Raw genomic sequence first — 21,245 nt, 5'->3', positions numbered from 1 at the left:
TATTATGTAGAAATAGGTTCAGTCTATCGATTTAGTCTAAGCACACAAAACCCCTGCTCTTCAAAGCCTAACCCTTCAGAGCATCCTCTATTTCCGAAGTCAACTGGGAGATTACGTCACGATAAGGTTTGGTATCGTTGCGCGAAAGCTCCATCTCATAGCGCAAGGCTATTTCAACAAGAGCCATATAAAGGATTTCTTTCATATTAACCGGTCCCTTATATCTCGCTGCATACGTATTTATAGTACTTGTGATAAGATTGGCAGCATCACGATACAACGGTTCGTCCTCTGGACGCACGTTTACTGGTATGTCCGTATCGTAGACATGCAGTCTTATCCTAAGTTTCTCTGATTTGTCCTCAGCCATTTTGCTCTGCAATGATTTGGCACAAAAAAACAGTCAAACGCACTATCGTCTATCTACCCGTTCGCCATGACTACTTATCACTCTCACCAAGTAGCGTTATACATTTGTCGACCTGACGTATCAAGCGTGCTACACGCTTTTGCGCAGTCTCCATATCGCCGTCAGTAATAGTCACCATTCGTGCCAGTTTAAGACTATCGTAGTCTGCACGTAGCTGTGCAAGCTGCTTCTCCAATGCACCAACTCGAGCAGCCTGACTGTCGACAGTGGCTTGCAAAGCAGTGTTCCTCTCCTTCAGTTCTTCATACTGAAGTATCATTTGCCTGACACGTGTAGTGAAAAGGTTGATAGAGTTGGAGTCAGCTTCCATTTTACTACGTTTTGATTACAAAATTAGTTCATTTTTGCGAATACCACAAAAATATCAGCAGTTTTCTACTCTTCTGCCTTTATTATTTTTTTGCTTCTTCACCTTCTGCTGCCTTGGGTTCTTTCTTGGCAAGCATCACCACCTGATATACAAAATCAGTAGTCCACTTCTGCGAGAAACCAAGACGATGATTGTATTGACGCACTGCCACAACAGACTTCAACACAGCAGCATCATTATAGTCGTTCTTGTTGAAGATGCCATCAACAGTCTTCTCTGTCATCTTATACAACGCGCTCTTGAATATTGAAGGAAGACGAAGCTTGAACTTCATCAAGTTGCCCATCAGCATCATCAAATCCTGAGTAAAGCCCTGGAACTGCACAAGATAGGTCTGCACTTCTTGAATCTTGCGACAGTTCTTACGTACACTTTGATCTATTTCCTTGAAGAAATTATCGTCGGTACCGTAAATTTCCTTCATCATCTTGCGACAAGCCGCCTTCTCGCCTACGCCAAGCTTGTTGTTAACGGTAGGAACATGAAGTGTGGTCTTGAAAACTCGCAAATCGGGCAGAGCTGCAAGATTGGTTATGCCAACATTCGATGCAATAGTAGCCTGAAAATAAACCCTTACAAGGTTCATGTAGTCTTCCATTCCACCCATATTTTTATCGTCGTCTTTCTTTCCGAAAACCTTTGAAAAAAGTCCCATAATTGATTCTATAATGTTTATTTATCTATATTGTTCGATGATTATTCCTTGCAAAATTACAAAAAAATCTTTAACACACAAGTTTTTTCACTTCCTATACTACAATATTTGTCCTTTTTGAGTACATCACACATTTTTACAGGGATAAACATATATATAATCAACAAAAAGTAGTATCTTTGTACGCATTTTTTACATTATTGATTATAAAAATACAACTAAAGCACTTACAAATGAAAGGAATCGTTTTAGCCGGCGGATCGGGAACACGCCTCTACCCCATCACAAAGGGTATAAGCAAGCAGCTTATTCCCATTTTCGACAAGCCGATGATATACTACCCTATATCAGTGCTCATGCTTGCAGACATTAAGGATATCCTTATCATATCAACCCCTGCAGACCTTCCTTCGTTCAAGCGTTTGCTGGGCGACGGTAGCGACTTTGGCGTACACTTCGAGTATGCCGAACAGCCTTATCCTGGAGGTTTGGCCCAAGCATTTATTATTGGCGAAGAATTCGTAGGCGACGACTCTGTTTGCCTCGTACTCGGCGATAACATTTTCTATGGTGCCGGATTCTCGCAACTACTACACGAAAGTGTTGCCAATGCCGAGAAAGAAGGTAGCGCCACTGTGTTTGGCTATTATGTCAACGACCCAGAGCGCTATGGCGTGGCTGAATTTGACAGCAAAGGCAATTGCCTTAGCATTGAAGAGAAACCAGAGCATCCCAAAAGTAACTATGCTGTAGTTGGGCTTTATTTCTACCCTAACAGCGTAGTAAACATTGCCAAAACAATAAAGCCAAGCAAGCGAGGAGAGCTGGAAATCACCACAGTGAATCAAGAATATCTGAAACATGACAACCTGAAGGTAAAGACTCTACAACGCGGATTTGCATGGCTCGACACAGGCACACATGACAGTCTGTCAGAAGCAAGCACTTTCATTGAGGTTATTGAAAAGCGACAGGGCCTTAAGGTGGCTTGTCTGGAAGAGATTGCATTTAAGAAAGGATGGATAACAGCTCAGCGCCTTAAAGAAGTAGCGGAGCCTATGAGTAAAAATGAATACGGAAAATATTTGCTTCGACTTGCCGATGAAGGCTAAGCTGTAAGCACGAGTATTTTTCGCACTGCAGTAGTGCTAAATCAAATGAAACAAGAATAATAGACCCAAAGAAATGGAAGAAAACAAAAAAGTTGGCTTGTACAACTCACAACAAGACGTGGAAGAGTCCTCGTCATTAAATCTGCAACTTATATACAAAACACTAGTACTCAACTGGCAGTGGTTTGTATTGTCTGTCATTATCTGTCTCGGTGTAGCGTTCGCTTACCTAAGATACACTACACCGATGTATCAAGCAAGCGCAAAACTGCTTATCAAAGATGACGATAACCAACCTACACGTTCAGGCAAAAGTGCATTGCTGGCATCAAACACGCTCGGTATCATGTCAAACTCAACTGGTATTGACAACGAGATGGAAATCCTCAAGTCGACAAGACTTGCCGAGCAGACCTGTCGCGACTTGAAGCTGTATGTCACATACAAGGTGGAGGGACGCGTCAAGACCAATCTTGTATATGGTAATGAGCCAATAAGTGCAGATATAGACCCGATGCATCTTGAAAAGCTCAAGAATCCCGTTTCTCTGGAAATCACCAGCCAAAACGGAAAATATCACATAACCGGCCAATACACCACCGTATCTGGAAGTGGAGAAAATTCAGTTCCAGTAAAATATAGTATTGACCGCACAGCCGACCGCATGCCTTATACCATCAATACAAGCATTGGTATAATAACACTCAAGCGTACTACGGCCAAAGCTCTACCCGACGGAAAGGCAATGAAGATTACAATCATGTCGCCAAGCATGACAGCAATAAAATATGCTAATAGTCTTTCTGTAAGCCAGACATCAAAGACAACAACCATCGCCCAGCTTGTATTGAACGACGAAATTCCTCAACGTGCCATCGACTACCTCAAGCAGTTGTCAGTTTGCTACAATCGTCAAGCCAATGAGGACAAGAACGAGATTGCACTGCGCACCGAGCAGTTTATCAACACTCGTCTTGAGAAGATCAACAGCGAACTTGGACAGACCGAGGGTAATCTTGAGTCGACAAAACGCCACTATCGTATTGTTGATCCTAAAATCAACTCTACAACAGCTGTAACCAATACTGAGACATTCAATCAGAAGCTTGCAGAGATGAATACACAGATCCAACTTCTGTACAGCATCTCCGAGTACTTGAACGAGCCATCGAACAAGTATCAGACTCTACCCTCTAACGTAGGACTCACTGATCCTACATCTGCTACGCTCATAAACAAATACAATGAAATTGTTATGCAGCGTAACCGTCTCTTGCGTACTGCAAGCGAGACGTCACCAGCTGTAATACCTCTCACAGCACAGCTCGATGAGCTGATTTCAAGTATACGTCGCGCAATGACTCAGGCTCAACGCAACAATGAGATTCAGCGTAACAGCATCCAGCAGCAGTTCAATACTTATGCTAACCAGATAGCCTCTACTCCAGAGCAGGAACGTATCCTCACACAGATTGGTCGTCAGCAGGAGGTAAAATCGGGACTGTATCTCATGCTGCTGCAGAAGCGTGAAGAGAACTCTATTTCACTTGCTGCAACAGCCGACAAGGGCAAACTGATCGACGAGCCACAATTTGGCGGTAAGATAAGCCCAAAATCGGCTATAATCATGCTTGTTGCCCTTATTCTTGGACTCGCAATACCTGTAGGCATCTTGTTTATCATCAACTTCCTGCACTATAAGATTGAGGGACACGATGATGTGGCAAATCTTACTTCTCTGCCTATTATCGGCGACATTGCCATTGCAAGCGACACAGCAAAGACAAAGGCCGACATTGTGGTACATGAGAACAAGAACAATCTCATGGAGGAGATTTTCCGCTCATTGCGTGTCAACATACAATTCCAGTTGCCAGAAGATAAGAAGACCATCATGTTCACATCTACAACATCAGGTGAGGGCAAAACATTTACAGCTGCCAACGTGGCTGTCAGCTTTGCATTGCTTGACAAGAAGGTTGTTCTCATTGGTCTTGATATCCGCAAGCCACGTCTTGCAGAACTGTTCGAGATTGACGACCACCGTCATGGCATAACCAACTTGCTTACGAAGTCGGCTCCGACAGAAGCTGACGTAAATGGACAAATAGTACAATCGGGCATTAACAAAAATCTCGACATACTAATGGCAGGACCAATCCCGCCAAACCCGACAGAGCTTGTTAGCCGCAATTCGCTCGACATGATATTCGAGATTCTCAAGTCAAAATACGACTACATTATTGTAGATACAGCTCCTGTAGGTCTTATTACAGACACACTGCAGATTGCTCGTGTTGCTGACATGACTGTATATATTTGTCGCGCTGACTATACAGCGAAGTCAAGCTTCGACCTCATCAACGGTCTTAGCTCAGAAAAGAAATTACCAAACATTGCTATTGCAATCAACGGCATAGATATGGCCAAGAAAAAGTATGGCTACTACTACGGCTACGGCAAATACGGCAAGTATGGTAAATATGCAAAATACTGCAATTATGGCAAAAACGGTAGCTACGGCAATTACGGTAAATACGGTGCATATGGCAGCTACGGCAGCTACTCTAACAGTAGCTATGGCGACAAGAATGACACCTCAATAAAGGTGTAATACATATATAATGTACGCATACATATAAAATTATATTATATGGTAATTGCATTGGACTTCGACGGAACTATTGTCGAACATAAATACCCTGAAATTGGCGAGGAGATACCTTTTGCCACCGAAACAATACGCATGCTTATTGCCGAACGCCATAAGGTGATATTGTGGAGTGTGCGTGAAGGTAAGCTTCTTGACGACGCAGTGAACTGGTGTCGCGAACGCGGCATCGAGTTCTATGCCGTCAACCGCGACTATCCTGAGGAAACTAAGGAAAACAACAACCACTTCTCGCGCAAGTTGAAAGCCGACATATTTATAGACGACCGCAACCTTGGTGGACTGCCCGACTGGGGACTGATTTACCAAATGGTACATAACAATATGACGTGGCACGACGTGATACGCAATGCACGTCCTACACTCAACTCACAGGAACCGCCCAAGCGCAAAAAGAAGTGGGGACTGTTCTAACAGAATAAAGTCTTCCTTCTGACAACAAAATAATCAATACGCAAATATTTGAGTAAAAAACAGTCATTTACAACTCAAATATTTGCGTATTTTTTATTTTTACACTAAATTTGTGACATTTCAACATCAACCAAAACAATTTATATATGAGACGATTTTATCTCTATTTTATGATGGCACTGCTGTTTGTCGGTACAACGGCTTTTGCCTCACCACGTACATTCAATCAGGCAAAGGTTATAGCCGAACGTCAGGCAGCAAAGCTCGGAATTAAGATTGACAATAAGGCAGCAGCAAAGGCGCCTTCTATAAATGGCAGTATGACAACAACATTGTCACCATACTACGTTTTCCCATTCGGCGAAGACAAAGGATTTGCTATAATTTCGGGCGATGACGATATGCCAGAAATTGTAGGCTATGCTGACCATGGCACATACGATGCCAACAATATGCCATCTGCAATGACTGCATTCCTTAACAATTATTGCGCCACTATCGAAGCGCTAAAACGAGGCAACACCTCAGCCATAAAAAACATTGCAGAAGCAAAAGCCATGCGTGCCAACCAGACACGCTCTACTACAGCTATAAGTCCATTGCTTGGCGATATAAAATGGGATCAAAGCACACCTTATAATAATATGTGTCCTAAATACGACGGCACCAATGTAGCAGCAACAGGATGCGTAGCTACTGCCATGGCACAAGTCATGATGTATTGGAAATATCCCAATGAACTCAAAACCGACATACCACAGTACACTACATATACCCAAAAGATAGTTATGTCAGCCGAGTCAAAGGGACAGAAATACGATTGGGACAATATGCTCCCTAACTATTCATATAACTATACTAAAACCCAAGCCGATGCCGTAGCCAAACTTATGCTGCACTGTGGCAAAGCAGTCAAGATGAACTACAATAAAGAATCGGGAGCCAATGTCACACCAGCCAGTCTCGCCAAATACTTCGGCTACGACTCTGACCTTATGCTCGACCTACCTCGCTCGTCGTTCACACTCGCCGAGTGGACTGCACTCATCGACCAAGAACTACAAGCCAGACGCCCAATTCTATACAGCGGACAGACAACAGCTGGTGGTCATCAGTTTATTTGTGATGGAAGCGATGGCAACGGACTCTATCATATCAATTGGGGTTGGAGCGGTGCTGGTGACGGCTATTTTGACATAACCATTCTAAATCCATCTCAAGGAGGAATAGGCGCCGGAAACATTAGTGACGGTTTCAACCGCAGTTGTTATATGATTATAGGTATACAGCCAGACAACGGCAAAGTAGATGAACCTTTAACAGAATGTCCTTTTGTTATGGTATTAGACGGTAGTTATAATGGACATAGCACAGGCATAGAATTGACCAAACCGACACGTAAAAGCGCTACGGATAAGTTCTCAATCACAATTAAAGATTGGTGGGGTAACCCGACATCAAACAATTTCAAAGGCAAATTGGGATATGGCATTAACAACGGTAAGGGCGGATATCAATTAATATCGAAAACAACAGACATGGAACTTACAGCCGTCAAAGAAGACGGAAGTGGCAATTACACTGGTACCACATTTACAATTGACTATGCTTTTCCTCCTACTGATACATATACAATATATGCCATATATAGTACTGATAACGGAAAAACATGGAAGAAATGCGGTTACGAAGGAATGCGCCCATACGTTGTCAAGTCATCGCTTACCCAACTTTCGCTTGTGAAGACTCAACTCACAGCCGACATCGCTACCGACGAGACAAATTACAGCGGTATTGAAAGTACATTCAAACTCAGTGTCACCAACAACAGTGACGATGAGTTTATGGGATTGATTAACTTGTACACATCAAACACCACAACACAACCGGATGATGCAGTTGAAGGACTATACATGACGATACCAGCCCACTCTACCGTAACACGTAACGTTGGCATTACACCAACCACTGCAGGAAATATGTATGTATGGGTAGAAGACGGCGAAGGTCAGGAACTACTGCTGAACGCCAAGAAGTTTAATGTAGAACAGACAACAGCCCCATCGCTTGTTCTAGAAAAAGTTGAAACTAACGCAACACCTTATGCATACGAACGCAAGAACGCACGTTATAGTACCAATAACGTAAAGGTTCCAAGAGTGGATGATGATAAAGCTGAATTCAAATACTACATAAGAAACGATGGCGGAACAACGAGTGTAAAATGTTGGTTAATAGCTTTCAACGCTGAAACTGGCAAGGGACCTTATACAGAAAAAACGATAAGAATTCCAGGAAACGGTAGCACAACAACCATATCATATGAATTCACTCCTGAACAAATTGGCGGCAATACGTTAATGGGTGAGTTGCGTCTGTTCAACACTGAAACCAACGTACAAATGAACATTCCAACTTCATTACCAAAAATCAAATACTATGTCTTAGTAGACGGAAAAGAAAATGGTTATTATGAAATTAATGCAATAAATCCACTTGTCTACGTTGCCGGCAAGCCCAACGCAATAAGCGGAGTTACAAATGCTGCAACCAACTACATCCATGGTGGCATCAGTGAGATAACAATCCTTACTGATAAGGCTGAGCGCATAGCAATTTACCACATCGACGGCAGCAAGGTTTGCGATGTGCGTACAGAAGCCAATACAATTAAGCACGTGACAGTAGCTCCAGGACTGTACATTGTGAAAGGAAAGAAAGTTATAGTAAGATAATACATTGATAAAGGTATTGCTACATATAACCAAACTAATTAAAAGATAAAAACTTTTGGCATTTACGCCAAAAGTTTTTATCTTTGCACTTGATAATACATTTTATACAAACCATCAAAAAGCGAGAAATTTGCCTATCGGAACACATTTACTCAATCAAAAATAGAGAAAAATGAAGAAATTACAGGATATGACCGACGAAGAGTTGGCATTATCATACATCGATGGGAACAACCGCGCTTTTGATTTGCTGTTGCTTCGCAATCAGTCGAATATATACTCATACATCCTTTTTATTGTACACGACCGTGAAACAGCCGAAGACCTGTTTCAAGACACATTCGTGAAGGCTATAGCATACATGCAGGACGGGCGCTACACCACGTCGGGCAAGTTTGCGGGATGGCTCATGCGCATTGCGCACAACACCGTGATGGACTGGTATCGCAGTCTGGCACAATTCCACTTTGTCGAAGCCAACAAAGACAATGACCTATCAAACGTCAGCGATCCGAGCTTGGTTGTAGGCAATATCGAGAACCAATACGTCAACAGTCAGACGCTCAAGGATGTGCGCCGACTGCTTGACATGCTCCCAATGATACAGCGCGAAGTAGTATATATGCGCTTCTATCAGCAGTTATCGTTCAAGGAGATAGCCGAAACGACAAACTGCAGCATCAACACCGCTCTCGGACGCATGCGTTACGCTGTGCTTAATATGCGACGCATGGCAAAGACATACGGTATGACACTGCAGTTGTCAATATAAATATGTAAGACAGAATTATCCAATATACAGTTGGGAATTTCCTAAAATCAGTGTTTTAGGAAGTTCCCAACTATCGTTTTACCCTCTGGCGTGAGTACACTCTCGGGATGAAACTGTATGCCGTGGATGTCGTACTGGCGATGGCGCATAGCCATTATCTCGCCATCATCAGACATGGCTGTCACCTCCAAGCATTCGGGCACCGAATCTTTTGCTACCACCCAGCTGTGATAACGTCCCATCATGACACGCTCGGGCAGACCGTCGAAGATGTAGTCGTTGCCCATCTGCGTACCCTCTGTTTGCACTCCGTGATACACTTCTTTAAGATTTTCAAGACTCGCACCAAACACTTCGCCTATAGCCTGATGTCCAAGACAAACGCCGAGTATAGGTTTGCGTCCGGCGTATGTGCGTATCACATCGAGCAGCAATCCCGCTTCTGACGGTATGCCGGGTCCGGGACTTAGTACAATCTTGTCGTACTGCTCCAAATCCTTCAACTCGAACTTGTCATTACGAACCACCGTAACATCCGCTCCCAGCTCTTTCAACAGATGGGAGAGATTGTATGTGAATGAGTCGTAGTTGTCTATAATCACTATTTTCATTTCTCAGCTTCTTTTATTGCTTTTCTTAATGCTCCTAATTTATTGTTCACTTCCTGCAGTTCATACTCAACGTTGCTCTTAGCCACAATGCCACCGCCAGCCTGAAACCACAGTTCGCCGCCACGACTTACAAACGTGCGTATTGTAATGGCCTGGTTCAGATTGCCGTTGAGTCCGATAAATCCTACGCATCCGCCATAAGCGCCGCGGTTGTGAGGTTCGAGTTCGGAAATAATCTGCATTGCACGCACCTTGGGCGCGCCCGACAACGTGCCCGCAGGGAACGTATCGATGAATGCCTTAACGGCATCTGCGCCCTCATCAAGCTGTCCGCTGACACGGCTCACGAGATGCACCACGTGCGAGTAATACTGCAAATCCTTGTAGAAATCAACCTTAACGTCATGGCAGTTGCGCGAGAGATCGTTGCGCGCAAGGTCTACCAGCATCACATGTTCGGCATTCTCCTTGGGGTCGTTGCGCAAAAACTCGGCAGCACGGCGGTCGGCATCGGCATCGCCCGTGCGACGTGTAGTGCCTGCAATAGGGTCGATGTAAGCCTTACGGTTCTCTATGCGGCAATGAGTTTCGGGCGAAGAGCCGAATATGCGGAACCCTCCGAAGTCGAAGTAGAACAGGTAAGGACTGGGATTGATGCTGCGCAGAGTGCGATAGAGCTTGAAGTCGTCGCCCTCAAAATGCTGTATGAAGCGGCGAGATATGACCACCTGAAACACGTCGCCACGCAGACAATGCTGTATTCCGCGTCGTATGTTGGCACGATGCTCGTCGTCGGTGAGTGGCGAAGTACACTCGCCTACGGCACGAAATCCGTAGTCCTGACCTACTGCCGAGTCGAGCGACTGCTTCATGGCATCGAGAGCCTCTGAGCCTCCGAGCGTGACGAGCGTCATACGACTGTTGAAATGGTCGATAACGACGATGTCCCTATACATTATATATAATATGTCGGGCGCATCGTTCTCCTTTTGCGTCTCGTCCTTCACGTCAATATGCTCAAAGTAGCGCACCGCATTGAACGTGGTATATCCGAACAATCCGAACACATCCGAATGTTCGCCACTGATGTCGAAGTGCTGCATAAACTCGTTGATGGCAACATCGCAGGTATAGTCATCATCGATGTTGCGACGCAATACGCTACCGCCTGGCAGCGAGAATGTAGCCACTCCATGGCCAATGGCTATACTGCCTATCGGGTGAGTGGCTACAAACGAGCGGCTGCTCGAACGGTCGTGATAGTCGCTACACTCCATCAGCGCACTCTGCACGCCACGATAGCGCATGCGCATATATACCGAAACGGGTGTGTACATGTCGGCGAGCATGTCGCACGACACTGTATTGTATTTGAATTTAGAAGTTTCCATATTCGCCAGCCATTTGCTTGTTATTGAGATAAGTCTCTACATCCTTGTCGCCACGACCGCTCACGGTGAGCACCACCACATCGTCCTTCTTGAACTTTAGGTGCTGCAACGCAGCAATGGCGTGTGCCGACTCTATGGCAGGGATGATGCCCTCCATACGGGTGAGTTCGTATCCGGCGCGAATAGCCTCGTCGTCCTTTATTGCCAATACATCAATACGTCCCTGCTGGGCAAGATTGGCATGCATAGGCCCTATGCCCGGATAGTCCAGACCAGCCGAAATGGTGAATGCCTCCTTTATCTGTCCGTCAGCGGTCTGCATCACCATGGTGCGCGCACCATGAATGATGCCCTCCTTGCCGCAATGTATCGTGGCAGCGGTGTAGTCGGTGTCGATGCCATGACCGGCTGCTTCAGCCAGCACCATCTTCACCTTCGGATTGTCAACATAGTGGTATATCGTTCCGGCGGCATTGCTTCCGCCACCAATGCAAGCCACGAGACAATCGGGATAGTCGCGTCCAATCTTCTCCTGAAGCTGCCATTTCAATTCCTCGGAGATGACACTCTGCATACGAGCCACAATGTCGGGATAGGGATGCGGGCCCATTGTCGAACCAACAATGTAGAATGTGTCCTGCGGATGACAACACCAGTCGCGTATGGCCTCCGAACATGCGTCGCTGAGCGTCATGTTGCCAGTAGTGACGGGATGCACTTTGGCGCCAAGCATACGCATACGCTCCACGTTAGTGTGCTGGCGCTCGACATCGGTCTTGCCCATAAACACCTCACACTCCATATCCATCAATGCGCAGACTGTAGCAGTAGCCACGCCGTGCTGTCCGGCTCCGGTCTCGGCGATGATGCGTGTCTTGCCCATCTTCTTAGCCATGAGAATCTGCCCGATGGTATTATTTATCTTGTGCGCACCCGTATGGTTGAGGTCTTCACGCTTCAGATAGAGCTGGCATCCGTACTTCTCGCTCATACGACGGGCGTAATACAGCGGCGAGGGGCGACCTACGTAGTCGCGCAAGAGTGCACGATACTCGTTCTTGAACTCCTCGCTCTCGATGATTGGGATGTAAGCCTCCTGCAAGTCGGTAACGCACTTGTGTAGAATTTCTGGTATGTAGGCGCCGCCGAAGCGACCGTAAAATCCATTTTTAGGTTTTGCTAATGTCATAATATTTTGTGTTTTGATTATTATATAATAAGGTGTACTTACTTCTTCAGTGCGTCGAACAACTGAGTCAGAGCCTCGTCGGCATTGCCAGTGTCACGAAGCAGAGTGACGAACTTGCTGCCTATGATGGCACCGGCGGCATTGTTCTGCGCACTTTCGAGCGTCTGACGGTTGCTTATGCCGAATCCTATCATGCGCGGATTGTGCAGATTCATGGCATTGATGCGCTGGAAGTACTGCTGCTTGGCTTCGTCGAAATTCTGCTGCGCACCGGTTATGCTTGCCGAACTTACCATATAGATGAATCCGTCGGTGTGACGGTCGATAAATCGGATGCGTTCCTCAGATGTCTCTGGCGTTATCATCATGATGCAACGCAGATTGTAGCGGTCGGCAAGAGGCTTTATCTCATTGAGATAGTCGTCGAACGGAAGGTCAGGGATGATGAATCCCGAGACTCCGCACTCCACACAACGCTGGCAGAAGCGCTCATATCCGTAGTGCATGATGACATTGAGATAGCCCATAAGCACCAGCGGAATATTTACCTGCGACTTGATTGCGTCAAGCTGACCGAAAAGCGTTTCGAGCGTCATACCGTTTTTCAGTGCCACCGTTCCAGCACTCTGTATCACCGGACCGTCTGCCAAAGGGTCGCTAAATGGTATTCCCACCTCAATCATGTCTATACCGTGGCGCTGCATGGCGAGTATAACGTCAGCGGTCATATCCTCCTCAGGACATCCTGCACAGAAGTACAGCGACAATAGCTTGCGGTCGCCACGCTCTGAAAACAATCTATTTATCTTATTCATATCCTACGGTTTTATTATTTAAATCATTTTTACTTATATTGTTCTATATATTCAGCCTCGCAGTTGTTTGATAAAACTGTCAATCAACTGTACATCCTTCACGGCCGGCTCCGTTTCAAACCTTGAATTAAGGTCGACACCAGCAAACAGTGGATGGCTAAAAGCCTTGATACGCTCAGCATCGTCAGGACCTATACCTCCACTCAGTAAGAAAGGTACTGTACCATGATAGCTGTCAAGCAACGACCAGTCAAACTGTTGTCCGCTTCCACCGTAACCAGTACATTTTGTATCAAAGACAAACATATCTACAATGCCCTCATATTGAGCACAATGTGCAAAATCGTCGGCAGAGGATATACTCATAGCCTTAAATACCTTTAGCGTGGGGCGGATGTCTGGCACTATAGTAGCACGCAGATTGCGAATGAACGTCGGAGTCTCAGAGCCATGCAACTGTACTGCGTCAAGTTCGAAAGCAACGACACGTGTTATAATGTCTTGTGCCATAGCATCTACAAACACCCCTACTCTACCAATACCGTTATGAATGTCTGCTTTAGTTGCTTCACTTATATTTGGATCTGCTTGGTCGGGCATAAGTCCGGTACATAAATGTTGCATGTCTACATATCGACTGCTCTTGGGATAAAATATTAATCCCATATAGTCTATTGGCAACTGTACTACAGTGCGTATATTGTCAGGATCACGCATTCCGCAAACCTTTATCAAGGGTTTATTATTGCTCATTGTTCTTCGAATTATATTGGGCTTAGAAAAACCCATGATTTAGTTATGATTTTACTTTTATTTTGTTATTATGCCTGTAAATTCATTCAATGCCTGGGCTGGGTCAGCCTCTTTCATAAAGCGTTCGCCCATAAGGAAACCATTGTATCCAGCCAGCCGCAAAGCTTCAAGAGTTGCTAAATCCTTCAGTCCGCTCTCACTTACCCAACAGACTTCTTCAGGCAGACGACTTGCCAGACGGAATGAAGTCTGCACATCAGTATGGAAAGTACCAAGGTTGCGATTGTTGATACCACACATATCAGGTAGCAAATCTGCATATTCCGTATCGGCTTCACTATGCATTTCCAGCAGTACCTCAAGATTTAGTTCGTGAGCCATATTAAGTAGCATCCTACACTCGTCCTTATTCAGACATGCTGCAATCAGAAGCACAGCCGAGGCTCCACAGAGCCGAGCCTGAAAAAGTTGGTATTCATCAACGACAAAATTCTTATAGAGTATTGGCAATGTCACACCACTATTACGCGCCTTTAGGATATCGCTGTCGTCGCCTCCGAAGTAAGGAGTGTCGGTGAGTATGCTCAGTGCCGATGCTCCAGCCTGCTGATAACTAAGAGGAACAACTGCAGCATCTGCCTTCTCCATAATCCATCCTTTCGATGGTGAGCGTCTTTTGAATTCTGCTATTATACCAGTAGAACTGCTCTTTAACGATTGACTCATAGATGGCACAGAAAAGTCTTGCGACATTAGCTGCTCTACCTCCTGGTGTATGATGCGCTCGGTATGGCGTGCCTTCATCTGTTGGAGGTCGACACGCTTGCGAGCTACGATTTCTTCAAGTATATCCATTTTTATCCGTTTATCTCCCTAAACTTCTTGAATGTAGCCAAGGCACGTCCACTCTCTATCGACTCTCGTGCTATAGCAATGCATTCCTCAATAGGTTTCTGTCCGCGTTCGAATGTCTGTATGCCAAACGCTGCATTTGCTATGACTATATTCTTCTGTGCAGGAAGAGCACGGTTCTCAAGTACTGCATCGAATATCTGTGCTGCCTCCTTCTCTGTAGCTCCGGCTACAAGTTCTTCGGGCAATGCTTTCTGCATACCCAGATCAGATGGAGAGAAGATACGCTCATAAGAGTTGGTGGATACCTTAAAATCGCCAGTCAGCGAAATCTCGTCATATCCGTCAATGCTGTTGACAATGGCATAGTCGACTCCTATGCGACGGTAAACCTCGCTATATAACTTCATCTGGTCGAGCGTGGCTACACCCAAAAGCTGACACTTAGGCTGTGAAGGATTTACCAGCGGGCCGAGCAGATTGAAGCATGTTGGAAACTGCAATGCCTTGCGTATCGGACCTACAAACTTCATGGCCTTGGCAAAGAGCTGTGCATGCAAATATACGATGCCACACTCGTTGATGGAACGGTTGAGCTTGTCAAGGTCGGCAGTGAACTTCACGCCGTGCTGTTCGATAACGTTCGACGCTCCGGAGGTAGAAGTGGCTGAATAGTTACCGTGCTTTGCCACCTTATATCCTGCTCCTGCTATGACAAAACATGAAGTGGTGGAAATATTGAATGTATTCTTGCGGTCGCCCCCTGTGCCTACTACGTCGATGTAACGGTCGCAGTCGAGCACGGCATGTACTCCCGTCTCAAGTATTCCGTCGCGAAAACCGAGTAGTTCGTCTACCGTCACGCCTCGCATCTGGAGCGCAGTGAGCAGTGCCGAAATCTGTTCGCTGGGATATTCGTCGCGTGTTATACCAAGCAGAATGTCCTTTGTCTCCTGACGGCTGAGCTTCTCACCGCCAAGCACCTTTTCCAAAATCAACTTCATTGTTGCCATATTATTATCCTTTTAAATGTTGTCAACTGTTATAACTCCCTTGAATACGGATATAAAAAAAGACCTGTCGCGTGAGCGGCAGGCCTGTCTTATTATCTCTATATACGAAAATAATGCGTAGGTGCTATCTTCTCACGACTTTTCAAATCTTGAGCTACGCCACCACCAAAATGTAAGCTGTGCATTATTCATATACTATATTCTTTTAATTAGTAATCTATTCGATTGCAAAAGTAAGAAATAAATATTAATCAACAAGTTTTTTGACTACTTTTTTATTAAATTGCTAATATTTTGTCTTGATTGGTGCCTTTTACATGTTTTATCCCAGTATTCCACCATATTATATATAGAGCAAAATAAAAAATACAGACAAACATAATAATATACAATCATCGTCGTTAATGATAATAAAGAAGTAACAACAATATAAACAATTCGCCTATGAAGATTTTTACCCCTGACGAGGCTCGACCCACTGAACTTACGTTGAATATCATCCGACAGATTGCATACGCTTATCGGGTGATGAAGAGCGACGGACATGACGAAGCTTATATGACAAACTAATTGCTTAAACTAATTTATAAAAAAGAATATCACTGATATGGAAACACTTATCTCACCTTCGTTGCTGTCGGCCAACTTCATCAACCTCAAGAAGGACATCGAAATGATCAACAACAGTGAGGCCGACTGGCTTCATCTGGACATTATGGACGGCGTATTCGTACCCAACATCTCTTTCGGTTTCCCCGTAATAGAGGCTGTAGCTAAGGAATGCAAGAAGCCGCTCGACGTGCATCTGATGATTGTACATCCCGAAAACTACATCAAGCAGGTGGCTGCTACGGGCGCCATGATGATGAACGTACACTTCGAGGCTTGCGTACATCTGCACCGCACCATTCAGGAGATTCACGCCGCTGGCATGAAAGCCGGTGTTACACTCAATCCTTCTACTCCTATCTGCATGCTTGAGGATATCATCAATGATGTAGACATGGTGCTACTCATGAGCGTTAACCCCGGTTTCGGTGGACAGAAATTTATTCCCAGTATAGTGGAAAAGACACGCCGACTGAAGCAGATGATTGAGGAGAAAGGCAGCAATGCCCTTATCCAGATTGACGGTGGCGTTAACGACAAGACCGCACCGCTGCTGGTAGAAGCAGGAGCCGACGTATTGGTGAGTGGCAGCTACATATTCAAGGCAGCCGACCCGATAAAGACAATACACGAATTGAAGAACTGCAAATAATTTTTAGTTCATCTGATATTTCGAGTAATAATATCAGATGTTCAAGTTTTCAGATGAATTGGCACTACAAATAGTAGGAGGCTATGGCGTGGACGCCATAGCCTGAGCAGACTGCCGATACATTCTTATTGTTGGTTTTTCACACCGCTGCTTGCTCAGGAGGATATATCAAAAATCAAAGCAGTACGCCCCGGAGGGGCAGAAGCACATAGCCCAGGGCAACACCCTGGGGTAACATATCATCAAAAACAATACGCCCTGTAAGGGCAAAAGCGTTAATTATCAATGCTTTTACACTTACAGGGCGTTTTACGATTATCAATCCGTATTCTAAGACTTACTCATTAGAGAAGTCAGCCACCATTTTGCGATACATACTATAGGCACGCGAGCGCGATATGTATCCCGTTATGTGACCAGCCGTATTCACTACCGGCAAATAGCGCGTGCCCTTAAGGTCGAACTTGCGCATCACTTCTTCCATCGAATCACCCTCGGCTACTTGTGCTGCAATTGGCTGCATAAGCTGACTAACGGTTAACTTATTGTACAATTCGGCACGGAACATGACGTGACGAATCTTCGTAATGTCTATCTCTCCCAATATCGATCCGGCTGCATTGAGCACCGGAATAAAACTGGTGTGGCTCTTTGATATGGCGTTGACCAATCGTCCAAGCGGCATATCGGGGTCTACGGATGTATAGTCGCGCTCTATCACACTATCCATACTCATAAGCGTGAGCACCGACTTGTCTGTATGGTGAGTGACGAGCTTGCCCTCACGAGCCAAACGCATGGCATAAATGCTGTGAGGCTCGAAGATGCTTATTGTCAGTACCGAACTTACTGCCACTATCATCAACGGCATAAAGAGGTCATAGCCGTTGGTTATCTCGGCTATAAGAAAGATACCCGTGAGTGGAGCATGCATTACACCTGCCATCACGCCAGCCATTCCAAGCAACGTGAAGTTCTTCTCGGGAATGTACGTTCCTACCTGATACATGTTCCAAAGACGTGAGAACAAGAATCCGCTGAAGGCTCCTACGAACAGTGACGGAGCAAAGGTTCCACCACAACCGCCTCCACCATTGGTGGCTGCCGTGGCAAATGTCTTTGTTACTATGACCAATGCTATGAAGAGTATGAGCAGATGACCGTTGCCATAGAACATTGAATTCTTGAGCACTTCGTTCCAGTCGGCTTCGCTCGAACCGTTGAGCAGAATGTTGATTGCGCTGTAACCCTCACCATAAAGTACCGGAAAGAGGAATATCAGCGAACTAAGCATCAGTCCACCCAATACCAGCTTGCCCCAACGATGCTGCTTCATTTTGCCGAAGATGCCCTCGCATACTGACATGGAGCGTATGAAGTAGAGGCTGACAAGTCCGCATACTACTCCAAGAATGATGCTGGCAGGAACACGTTCTACCACCCATCCGCTGTCAAGATGAAAGGTGAAGAGCGAATCGCTACCCATAAATACATAGGTGAAGCAAGTTGCCGTGACGGCTGCTGTAAGGATTGGAAGCAACGAAGCCATACTAAGGTCTACCATAAGGACTTCGAGCGTAAATACCAATCCGGCTATTGGAGCTTTAAAGATACCCGCAATGGCAGCAGCAGCACCGCAACCAACAAGCAGCATGAGCGTCTTGTTGTCCATACGGAAGAAGCGGCCAAGATTTGAACCGATGGCTGAACCCGTAAGTACAATAGGTGCCTCGGCTCCTACCGAACCACCGAAACCGATTGTTATGGCTGATGCAACTACCGAAGTCCAGCAGTTGTGCCCCTTAAGACGCGACTGCTTGGAGGATATTGCGTAAAGAATACGTGTAATACCATGCGAGATATTGTCCTTGACTACGTACCGTACAAACAACGAGGTCAAGAATATACCTACAACAGGAAACATTAGATACATCCAGTTGAACGTATTGGCATGAAAACGTGATGTGAGCAACTGCTGTATCTCATGAATGAGCGAGTGGAGAAGGAATGCGGCTACTGAGGCGAAGAAGCCTATGAAGAAAGCCAGGATTATCGTTGCCTGGCGATCACTCAGATGCTTTATACGCCATTGGTAGAGTCGCAGTCCAAGACTTCTTATGGCAGAAGTACTTGAAACCGATTGTTGCATCTCTTATTTTCTGATAATTGTTACTCTACCGTCCTTAGTAAGTTTGATTATACTGCTTGGCTTGTGCGGTTTGTGTTCCTGACGACGTGTCCAGCAAACATAATCAACAGCATCAAGTATCTCAGGTGAAATGTCGCAATAGTTCTGGGCAGCAGGCTCACCGCTTATATTGGCACTTGTGCTGACTATGGCTTTCTGGAATCTGTAGCACAACTCTTTTGAGAAAGGTTCATTGGTGACACGCAATCCAATGCTGCCATCCTCGGCAATGAGGTTAGGAGCAAGATTGACAGCTCCGTCAAGAATAACGGTTGTTGGCTTGTCGGACAATTCCATAAGATCCCAAGCAACAGACGGAACATCACGTACATAACGCTGTACACGGTCTACCGAATCGGCAAGACATATAAGCGCCTTTGAATCATCGCGTTGTTTGATTTTGTATATTTTTGCTACAGCTTCGGCATTGGTAGCATCACATCCCAATCCCCAAACAGTATCAGTAGGATAGAGTATCACTCCACCCTTCTTCATTGCGTCAATAGCATTCTTGATATCTTCTTTCTGTGTCATCGTTTTTTATATTTTAGTGTGTGTTTACTTCTTATACAACACGCAAAGTTACGTATTTTTAAGCACAAACCGTCAACGATACAACGAAAAAACACTACCTTTGCATACAAAACAAAAAAGAAACGATGGAAAAGAAAGACTTACGCATAGTATTTATGGGAACTCCTGAGTTTGCTGTGGGTTCGCTCAAGCTGCTTGTGGAGAATGGATATAATGTTGTAGCTGTGGTGACTCAGCCCGACAAACCCGTAGGACGCCATGGTTCGATACTGCGTGCCTCAGCAGTCAAAGAATATGCTTTGGAGCACGGACTGCCCGTATTGCAACCGGTAAAGATGAAGGATCCGGAATTTATCGAACAGTTACGCTCGTATAATGCCGACTTGCAGGTAGTGGTGGCGTTCCGTATGTTGCCCGAGGTGGTATGGGACATGCCTCGCTTCGGTACTTTCAACGTACATGCAGCGTTGCTGCCTCAGTACCGTGGAGCAGCACCTATCAACTGGGCAGTTATCAACGGTGAGACAAAGACAGGTGTCACAACATTCTTCCTCGACCACAACATAGACACGGGTCGCATCATCATGCAGCGCGAATTCCCGATACCTGACGATGCTGATGTAGAATATGTATACGACGGACTCATGGAATTGGGTGCAGGCATCTGTCAAGACACTGTCGACCTCGTTATTTCTACCGATGGCAATGTTCCTTCGCAGCCGCAACGCGAAGACATCGAACTCAAGGCTGCACCGAAGATATTCAAGGAGACCTGTCAGATTGACTGGCATAAGACTGCAAAGCAAATATACAACTTCGTTCGCGGATTAAGCCCCTACCCTGGCACATGGACTACACTTGCATCAAACAGCGAGACCGAGAAGGTAGAGGCAAGTGTCATGAAAATATTCAAGACAGCGAAAACTGGTACAAATTGTACAGGTGTAGCTCCAGGAACACTGAAAACAGAAAACAGCCATCTATTAGTTGCCACCAACGATGAATGGCTCGACATCGTAGAACTGCAAGCATCAGGAAAGAAACGTATGGCAGCACGTAACTTCCTCAACGGATTCAAGCACATTGCTGAAATGCACATGAAATAAACAAAAGCAGACTAAAAAAAATTGGGATGCCTTCCATATCACATGGAGGGCATCCCTTTTTTATTAACCAATACTTATAAGTAACTGTTCAAAATTAATTTTATAAATATGAATAATTCACGAATAAGTTCGTACCCACAGACGCCAAGGCCATGTTCGTACAATAGAAAAGCGAGTCCGTAGTCTCGTAATCTATCGGTCTTATCCATTTGCCCTTAAGTATACGCCAAAGAATCTCGGCAGGATTAAGTTCTGGAGAATAAGGTGGAAGATAGAAGAGGAACAATCCTCTTTTCTCCCAAATTTTCCTCAGTTCTTTAACTTTCCGATTTCTATGAACAGAAGCATTGTCCAAGACAATTACAGTCTTCTT

At 45.2% G+C, this 21,245-nt stretch carries 21 protein-coding genes; 8 read left to right on the top strand and 13 right to left on the bottom strand.

Going from position 1 to position 21,245, the window contains the following annotated elements; translation table 11 throughout:
* Window positions 1-67 precede the first annotated feature (67 nt).
* From zapA to I6E38_RS03110, 3 genes are all read right to left on the bottom strand, one after another.
* Complete coding sequence (zapA, locus tag I6E38_RS03120; protein WP_235392629.1) at window positions 68-370, bottom strand: cell division protein ZapA; 303 nt, start codon at window positions 368-370, stop codon at window positions 68-70.
* Between the two features lie 70 nt (window positions 371-440).
* Window positions 441-740: a hypothetical protein gene (locus tag I6E38_RS03115; protein WP_235392628.1), complete on the bottom strand. Its 300-nt coding sequence runs from the start codon at window positions 738-740 to the stop codon at window positions 441-443.
* A gap of 82 nt (window positions 741-822) precedes the next feature.
* Window positions 823-1,455, bottom strand: a complete 633-nt coding sequence (locus I6E38_RS03110; protein ID WP_235392627.1) for a hypothetical protein — start codon at window positions 1,453-1,455, stop codon at window positions 823-825.
* A gap of 233 nt (window positions 1,456-1,688) precedes the next feature.
* Here I6E38_RS03110 and rfbA point away from each other — a divergent pair, with 233 nt between their 5' ends.
* The 5 genes from rfbA to I6E38_RS03085 all read left to right on the top strand — a co-directional run bounded on the left by rfbA (window position 1,689) and on the right by I6E38_RS03085 (window position 9,159).
* On the top strand, window positions 1,689-2,567 hold the full coding sequence (rfbA, locus tag I6E38_RS03105; protein ID WP_235392626.1) for a glucose-1-phosphate thymidylyltransferase RfbA: 879 nt from the start codon (window positions 1,689-1,691) through the stop codon (window positions 2,565-2,567).
* Window positions 2,568-2,640: 73 nt separating this feature from the next.
* Complete coding sequence (locus I6E38_RS03100; RefSeq protein WP_235392625.1) at window positions 2,641-5,181, top strand: GumC family protein; 2,541 nt, start codon at window positions 2,641-2,643, stop codon at window positions 5,179-5,181.
* A 39-nt stretch (window positions 5,182-5,220) separates the two neighbouring features.
* Entirely contained in the window at window positions 5,221-5,652 is a 432-nt protein-coding gene (locus I6E38_RS03095) for a BT0820 family HAD-type phosphatase (RefSeq protein WP_235392624.1), read from the top strand.
* A 146-nt stretch (window positions 5,653-5,798) separates the two neighbouring features.
* Window positions 5,799-8,387: a C10 family peptidase gene (locus I6E38_RS03090; RefSeq protein ID WP_235392623.1), complete on the top strand. Its 2,589-nt coding sequence runs from the start codon at window positions 5,799-5,801 to the stop codon at window positions 8,385-8,387.
* A 172-nt stretch (window positions 8,388-8,559) separates the two neighbouring features.
* Complete coding sequence (locus I6E38_RS03085) at window positions 8,560-9,159, top strand: RNA polymerase sigma factor (RefSeq protein WP_235392622.1); 600 nt, start codon at window positions 8,560-8,562, stop codon at window positions 9,157-9,159.
* A gap of 47 nt (window positions 9,160-9,206) precedes the next feature.
* Here the strand turns inward: I6E38_RS03085 and I6E38_RS03080 are convergent, their stop codons facing one another.
* The 7 genes from I6E38_RS03080 to trpD are packed head-to-tail and all read right to left on the bottom strand — an operon-like array spanning window position 9,207 to window position 15,774.
* Window positions 9,207-9,770 (bottom strand): anthranilate synthase component II, encoded by a 564-nt coding sequence (locus I6E38_RS03080; protein ID WP_235392621.1) that lies wholly within the window; start codon window positions 9,768-9,770, stop codon window positions 9,207-9,209.
* Complete coding sequence (locus I6E38_RS03075; protein WP_235392620.1) at window positions 9,767-11,161, bottom strand: anthranilate synthase component I family protein; 1,395 nt, start codon at window positions 11,159-11,161, stop codon at window positions 9,767-9,769. Before I6E38_RS03075 ends, I6E38_RS03080 begins: the two co-directional genes overlap by 4 nt.
* A complete protein-coding gene (gene trpB / locus I6E38_RS03070) occupies window positions 11,148-12,350 on the bottom strand; it encodes a tryptophan synthase subunit beta (protein ID WP_235392619.1) in 1,203 nt (400 codons plus the stop codon). Before trpB ends, I6E38_RS03075 begins: the two co-directional genes overlap by 14 nt.
* Before the next feature lie 38 nt (window positions 12,351-12,388).
* Complete coding sequence (gene trpA / locus I6E38_RS03065; protein ID WP_235392618.1) at window positions 12,389-13,165, bottom strand: tryptophan synthase subunit alpha; 777 nt, start codon at window positions 13,163-13,165, stop codon at window positions 12,389-12,391.
* A gap of 51 nt (window positions 13,166-13,216) precedes the next feature.
* Window positions 13,217-13,918 carry a phosphoribosylanthranilate isomerase gene (locus tag I6E38_RS03060; protein WP_235392617.1) on the bottom strand — a complete coding sequence of 234 codons (702 nt, stop codon included), beginning with the start codon at window positions 13,916-13,918 and terminating at the stop codon, window positions 13,217-13,219.
* Between the two features lie 57 nt (window positions 13,919-13,975).
* Entirely contained in the window at window positions 13,976-14,773 is a 798-nt protein-coding gene (trpC, locus tag I6E38_RS03055) for an indole-3-glycerol phosphate synthase TrpC (protein ID WP_235392616.1), read from the bottom strand.
* A gap of 2 nt (window positions 14,774-14,775) precedes the next feature.
* Window positions 14,776-15,774, bottom strand: coding sequence for an anthranilate phosphoribosyltransferase (gene trpD, locus I6E38_RS03050; RefSeq protein WP_235392667.1), 999 nt, complete (start codon window positions 15,772-15,774; stop codon window positions 14,776-14,778).
* A 453-nt stretch (window positions 15,775-16,227) separates the two neighbouring features.
* Here trpD and I6E38_RS15295 point away from each other — a divergent pair, with 453 nt between their 5' ends.
* Together I6E38_RS15295 and rpe are read left to right on the top strand one after the other, a co-directional pair.
* Entirely contained in the window at window positions 16,228-16,353 is a 126-nt protein-coding gene (locus tag I6E38_RS15295) for a hypothetical protein (protein ID WP_262912311.1), read from the top strand.
* Window positions 16,354-16,390: 37 nt separating this feature from the next.
* The gene (rpe, locus tag I6E38_RS03045; RefSeq protein WP_235392615.1) at window positions 16,391-17,044 is read left to right on the top strand and encodes a ribulose-phosphate 3-epimerase; all 654 of its coding nucleotides are present in this window, start codon (window positions 16,391-16,393) and stop codon (window positions 17,042-17,044) included.
* A 337-nt stretch (window positions 17,045-17,381) separates the two neighbouring features.
* On the opposite strand, the gene I6E38_RS03040 is transcribed toward rpe, so the two are convergent.
* Both I6E38_RS03040 and I6E38_RS03035 read right to left on the bottom strand, forming a co-directional pair.
* Window positions 17,382-19,193: a chloride channel protein gene (locus I6E38_RS03040; RefSeq protein WP_235392614.1), complete on the bottom strand. Its 1,812-nt coding sequence runs from the start codon at window positions 19,191-19,193 to the stop codon at window positions 17,382-17,384.
* 3 nt (window positions 19,194-19,196) lie between these two features.
* Entirely contained in the window at window positions 19,197-19,766 is a 570-nt protein-coding gene (locus tag I6E38_RS03035) for an L-threonylcarbamoyladenylate synthase (protein WP_235392613.1), read from the bottom strand.
* 125 nt (window positions 19,767-19,891) lie between these two features.
* Between I6E38_RS03035 and fmt the strand changes: the two genes are divergently transcribed.
* Window positions 19,892-20,872: a methionyl-tRNA formyltransferase gene (fmt, locus tag I6E38_RS03030; protein ID WP_235392612.1), complete on the top strand. Its 981-nt coding sequence runs from the start codon at window positions 19,892-19,894 to the stop codon at window positions 20,870-20,872.
* 100 nt (window positions 20,873-20,972) lie between these two features.
* Here the strand turns inward: fmt and I6E38_RS03025 are convergent.
* A partial coding sequence (locus tag I6E38_RS03025) for a transposase (RefSeq protein WP_235392611.1) occupies window positions 20,973-21,245 on the bottom strand: 273 nt, incomplete at its 5' end.

Origin of the sequence: Leyella stercorea, from assembly GCF_021531355.1 — a bacterium.
Taxonomy (GTDB): domain Bacteria; phylum Bacteroidota; class Bacteroidia; order Bacteroidales; family Bacteroidaceae; genus Prevotella.
The sequence above is the reverse complement of the archived record's forward strand: the minus strand, read 5'-3'. Positions and strand labels throughout refer to the sequence as shown.

What these genes read in the sequence shown, in the direction of transcription:
- trpA (WP_235392618.1), bottom strand. Translation starts at nt 13,165, where the DNA reads ATGAATAAGATAAATAGATTGTTTTCAGAGCGTGGCGACCGCAAGCTA.
- trpC (WP_235392616.1), bottom strand. Translation starts at nt 14,773, where the DNA reads ATGGATATACTTGAAGAAATCGTAGCTCGCAAGCGTGTCGACCTCCAA.
- I6E38_RS03060 (WP_235392617.1), bottom strand. Translation starts at nt 13,918, where the DNA reads ATGAGCAATAATAAACCCTTGATAAAGGTTTGCGGAATGCGTGATCCT.
- I6E38_RS03085 (WP_235392622.1), top strand. Translation starts at nt 8,560, where the DNA reads ATGAAGAAATTACAGGATATGACCGACGAAGAGTTGGCATTATCATAC.
- rfbA (WP_235392626.1), top strand. Translation starts at nt 1,689, where the DNA reads ATGAAAGGAATCGTTTTAGCCGGCGGATCGGGAACACGCCTCTACCCC.
- I6E38_RS03040 (WP_235392614.1), bottom strand. Translation starts at nt 19,193, where the DNA reads ATGCAACAATCGGTTTCAAGTACTTCTGCCATAAGAAGTCTTGGACTG.
- I6E38_RS03075 (WP_235392620.1), bottom strand. Translation starts at nt 11,161, where the DNA reads ATGGAAACTTCTAAATTCAAATACAATACAGTGTCGTGCGACATGCTC.
- trpD (WP_235392667.1), bottom strand. Translation starts at nt 15,774, where the DNA reads ATGAAGTTGATTTTGGAAAAGGTGCTTGGCGGTGAGAAGCTCAGCCGT.
- I6E38_RS03080 (WP_235392621.1), bottom strand. Translation starts at nt 9,770, where the DNA reads ATGAAAATAGTGATTATAGACAACTACGACTCATTCACATACAATCTC.
- I6E38_RS03090 (WP_235392623.1), top strand. Translation starts at nt 5,799, where the DNA reads ATGAGACGATTTTATCTCTATTTTATGATGGCACTGCTGTTTGTCGGT.
- I6E38_RS03115 (WP_235392628.1), bottom strand. Translation starts at nt 740, where the DNA reads ATGGAAGCTGACTCCAACTCTATCAACCTTTTCACTACACGTGTCAGG.
- fmt (WP_235392612.1), top strand. Translation starts at nt 19,892, where the DNA reads ATGGAAAAGAAAGACTTACGCATAGTATTTATGGGAACTCCTGAGTTT.
- I6E38_RS03095 (WP_235392624.1), top strand. Translation starts at nt 5,221, where the DNA reads ATGGTAATTGCATTGGACTTCGACGGAACTATTGTCGAACATAAATAC.
- trpB (WP_235392619.1), bottom strand. Translation starts at nt 12,350, where the DNA reads ATGACATTAGCAAAACCTAAAAATGGATTTTACGGTCGCTTCGGCGGC.
- I6E38_RS03110 (WP_235392627.1), bottom strand. Translation starts at nt 1,455, where the DNA reads ATGGGACTTTTTTCAAAGGTTTTCGGAAAGAAAGACGACGATAAAAAT.
- I6E38_RS03035 (WP_235392613.1), bottom strand. Translation starts at nt 19,766, where the DNA reads ATGACACAGAAAGAAGATATCAAGAATGCTATTGACGCAATGAAGAAG.
- zapA (WP_235392629.1), bottom strand. Translation starts at nt 370, where the DNA reads ATGGCTGAGGACAAATCAGAGAAACTTAGGATAAGACTGCATGTCTAC.
- I6E38_RS15295 (WP_262912311.1), top strand. Translation starts at nt 16,228, where the DNA reads ATGAAGATTTTTACCCCTGACGAGGCTCGACCCACTGAACTTACGTTG.
- rpe (WP_235392615.1), top strand. Translation starts at nt 16,391, where the DNA reads ATGGAAACACTTATCTCACCTTCGTTGCTGTCGGCCAACTTCATCAAC.
- I6E38_RS03100 (WP_235392625.1), top strand. Translation starts at nt 2,641, where the DNA reads ATGGAAGAAAACAAAAAAGTTGGCTTGTACAACTCACAACAAGACGTG.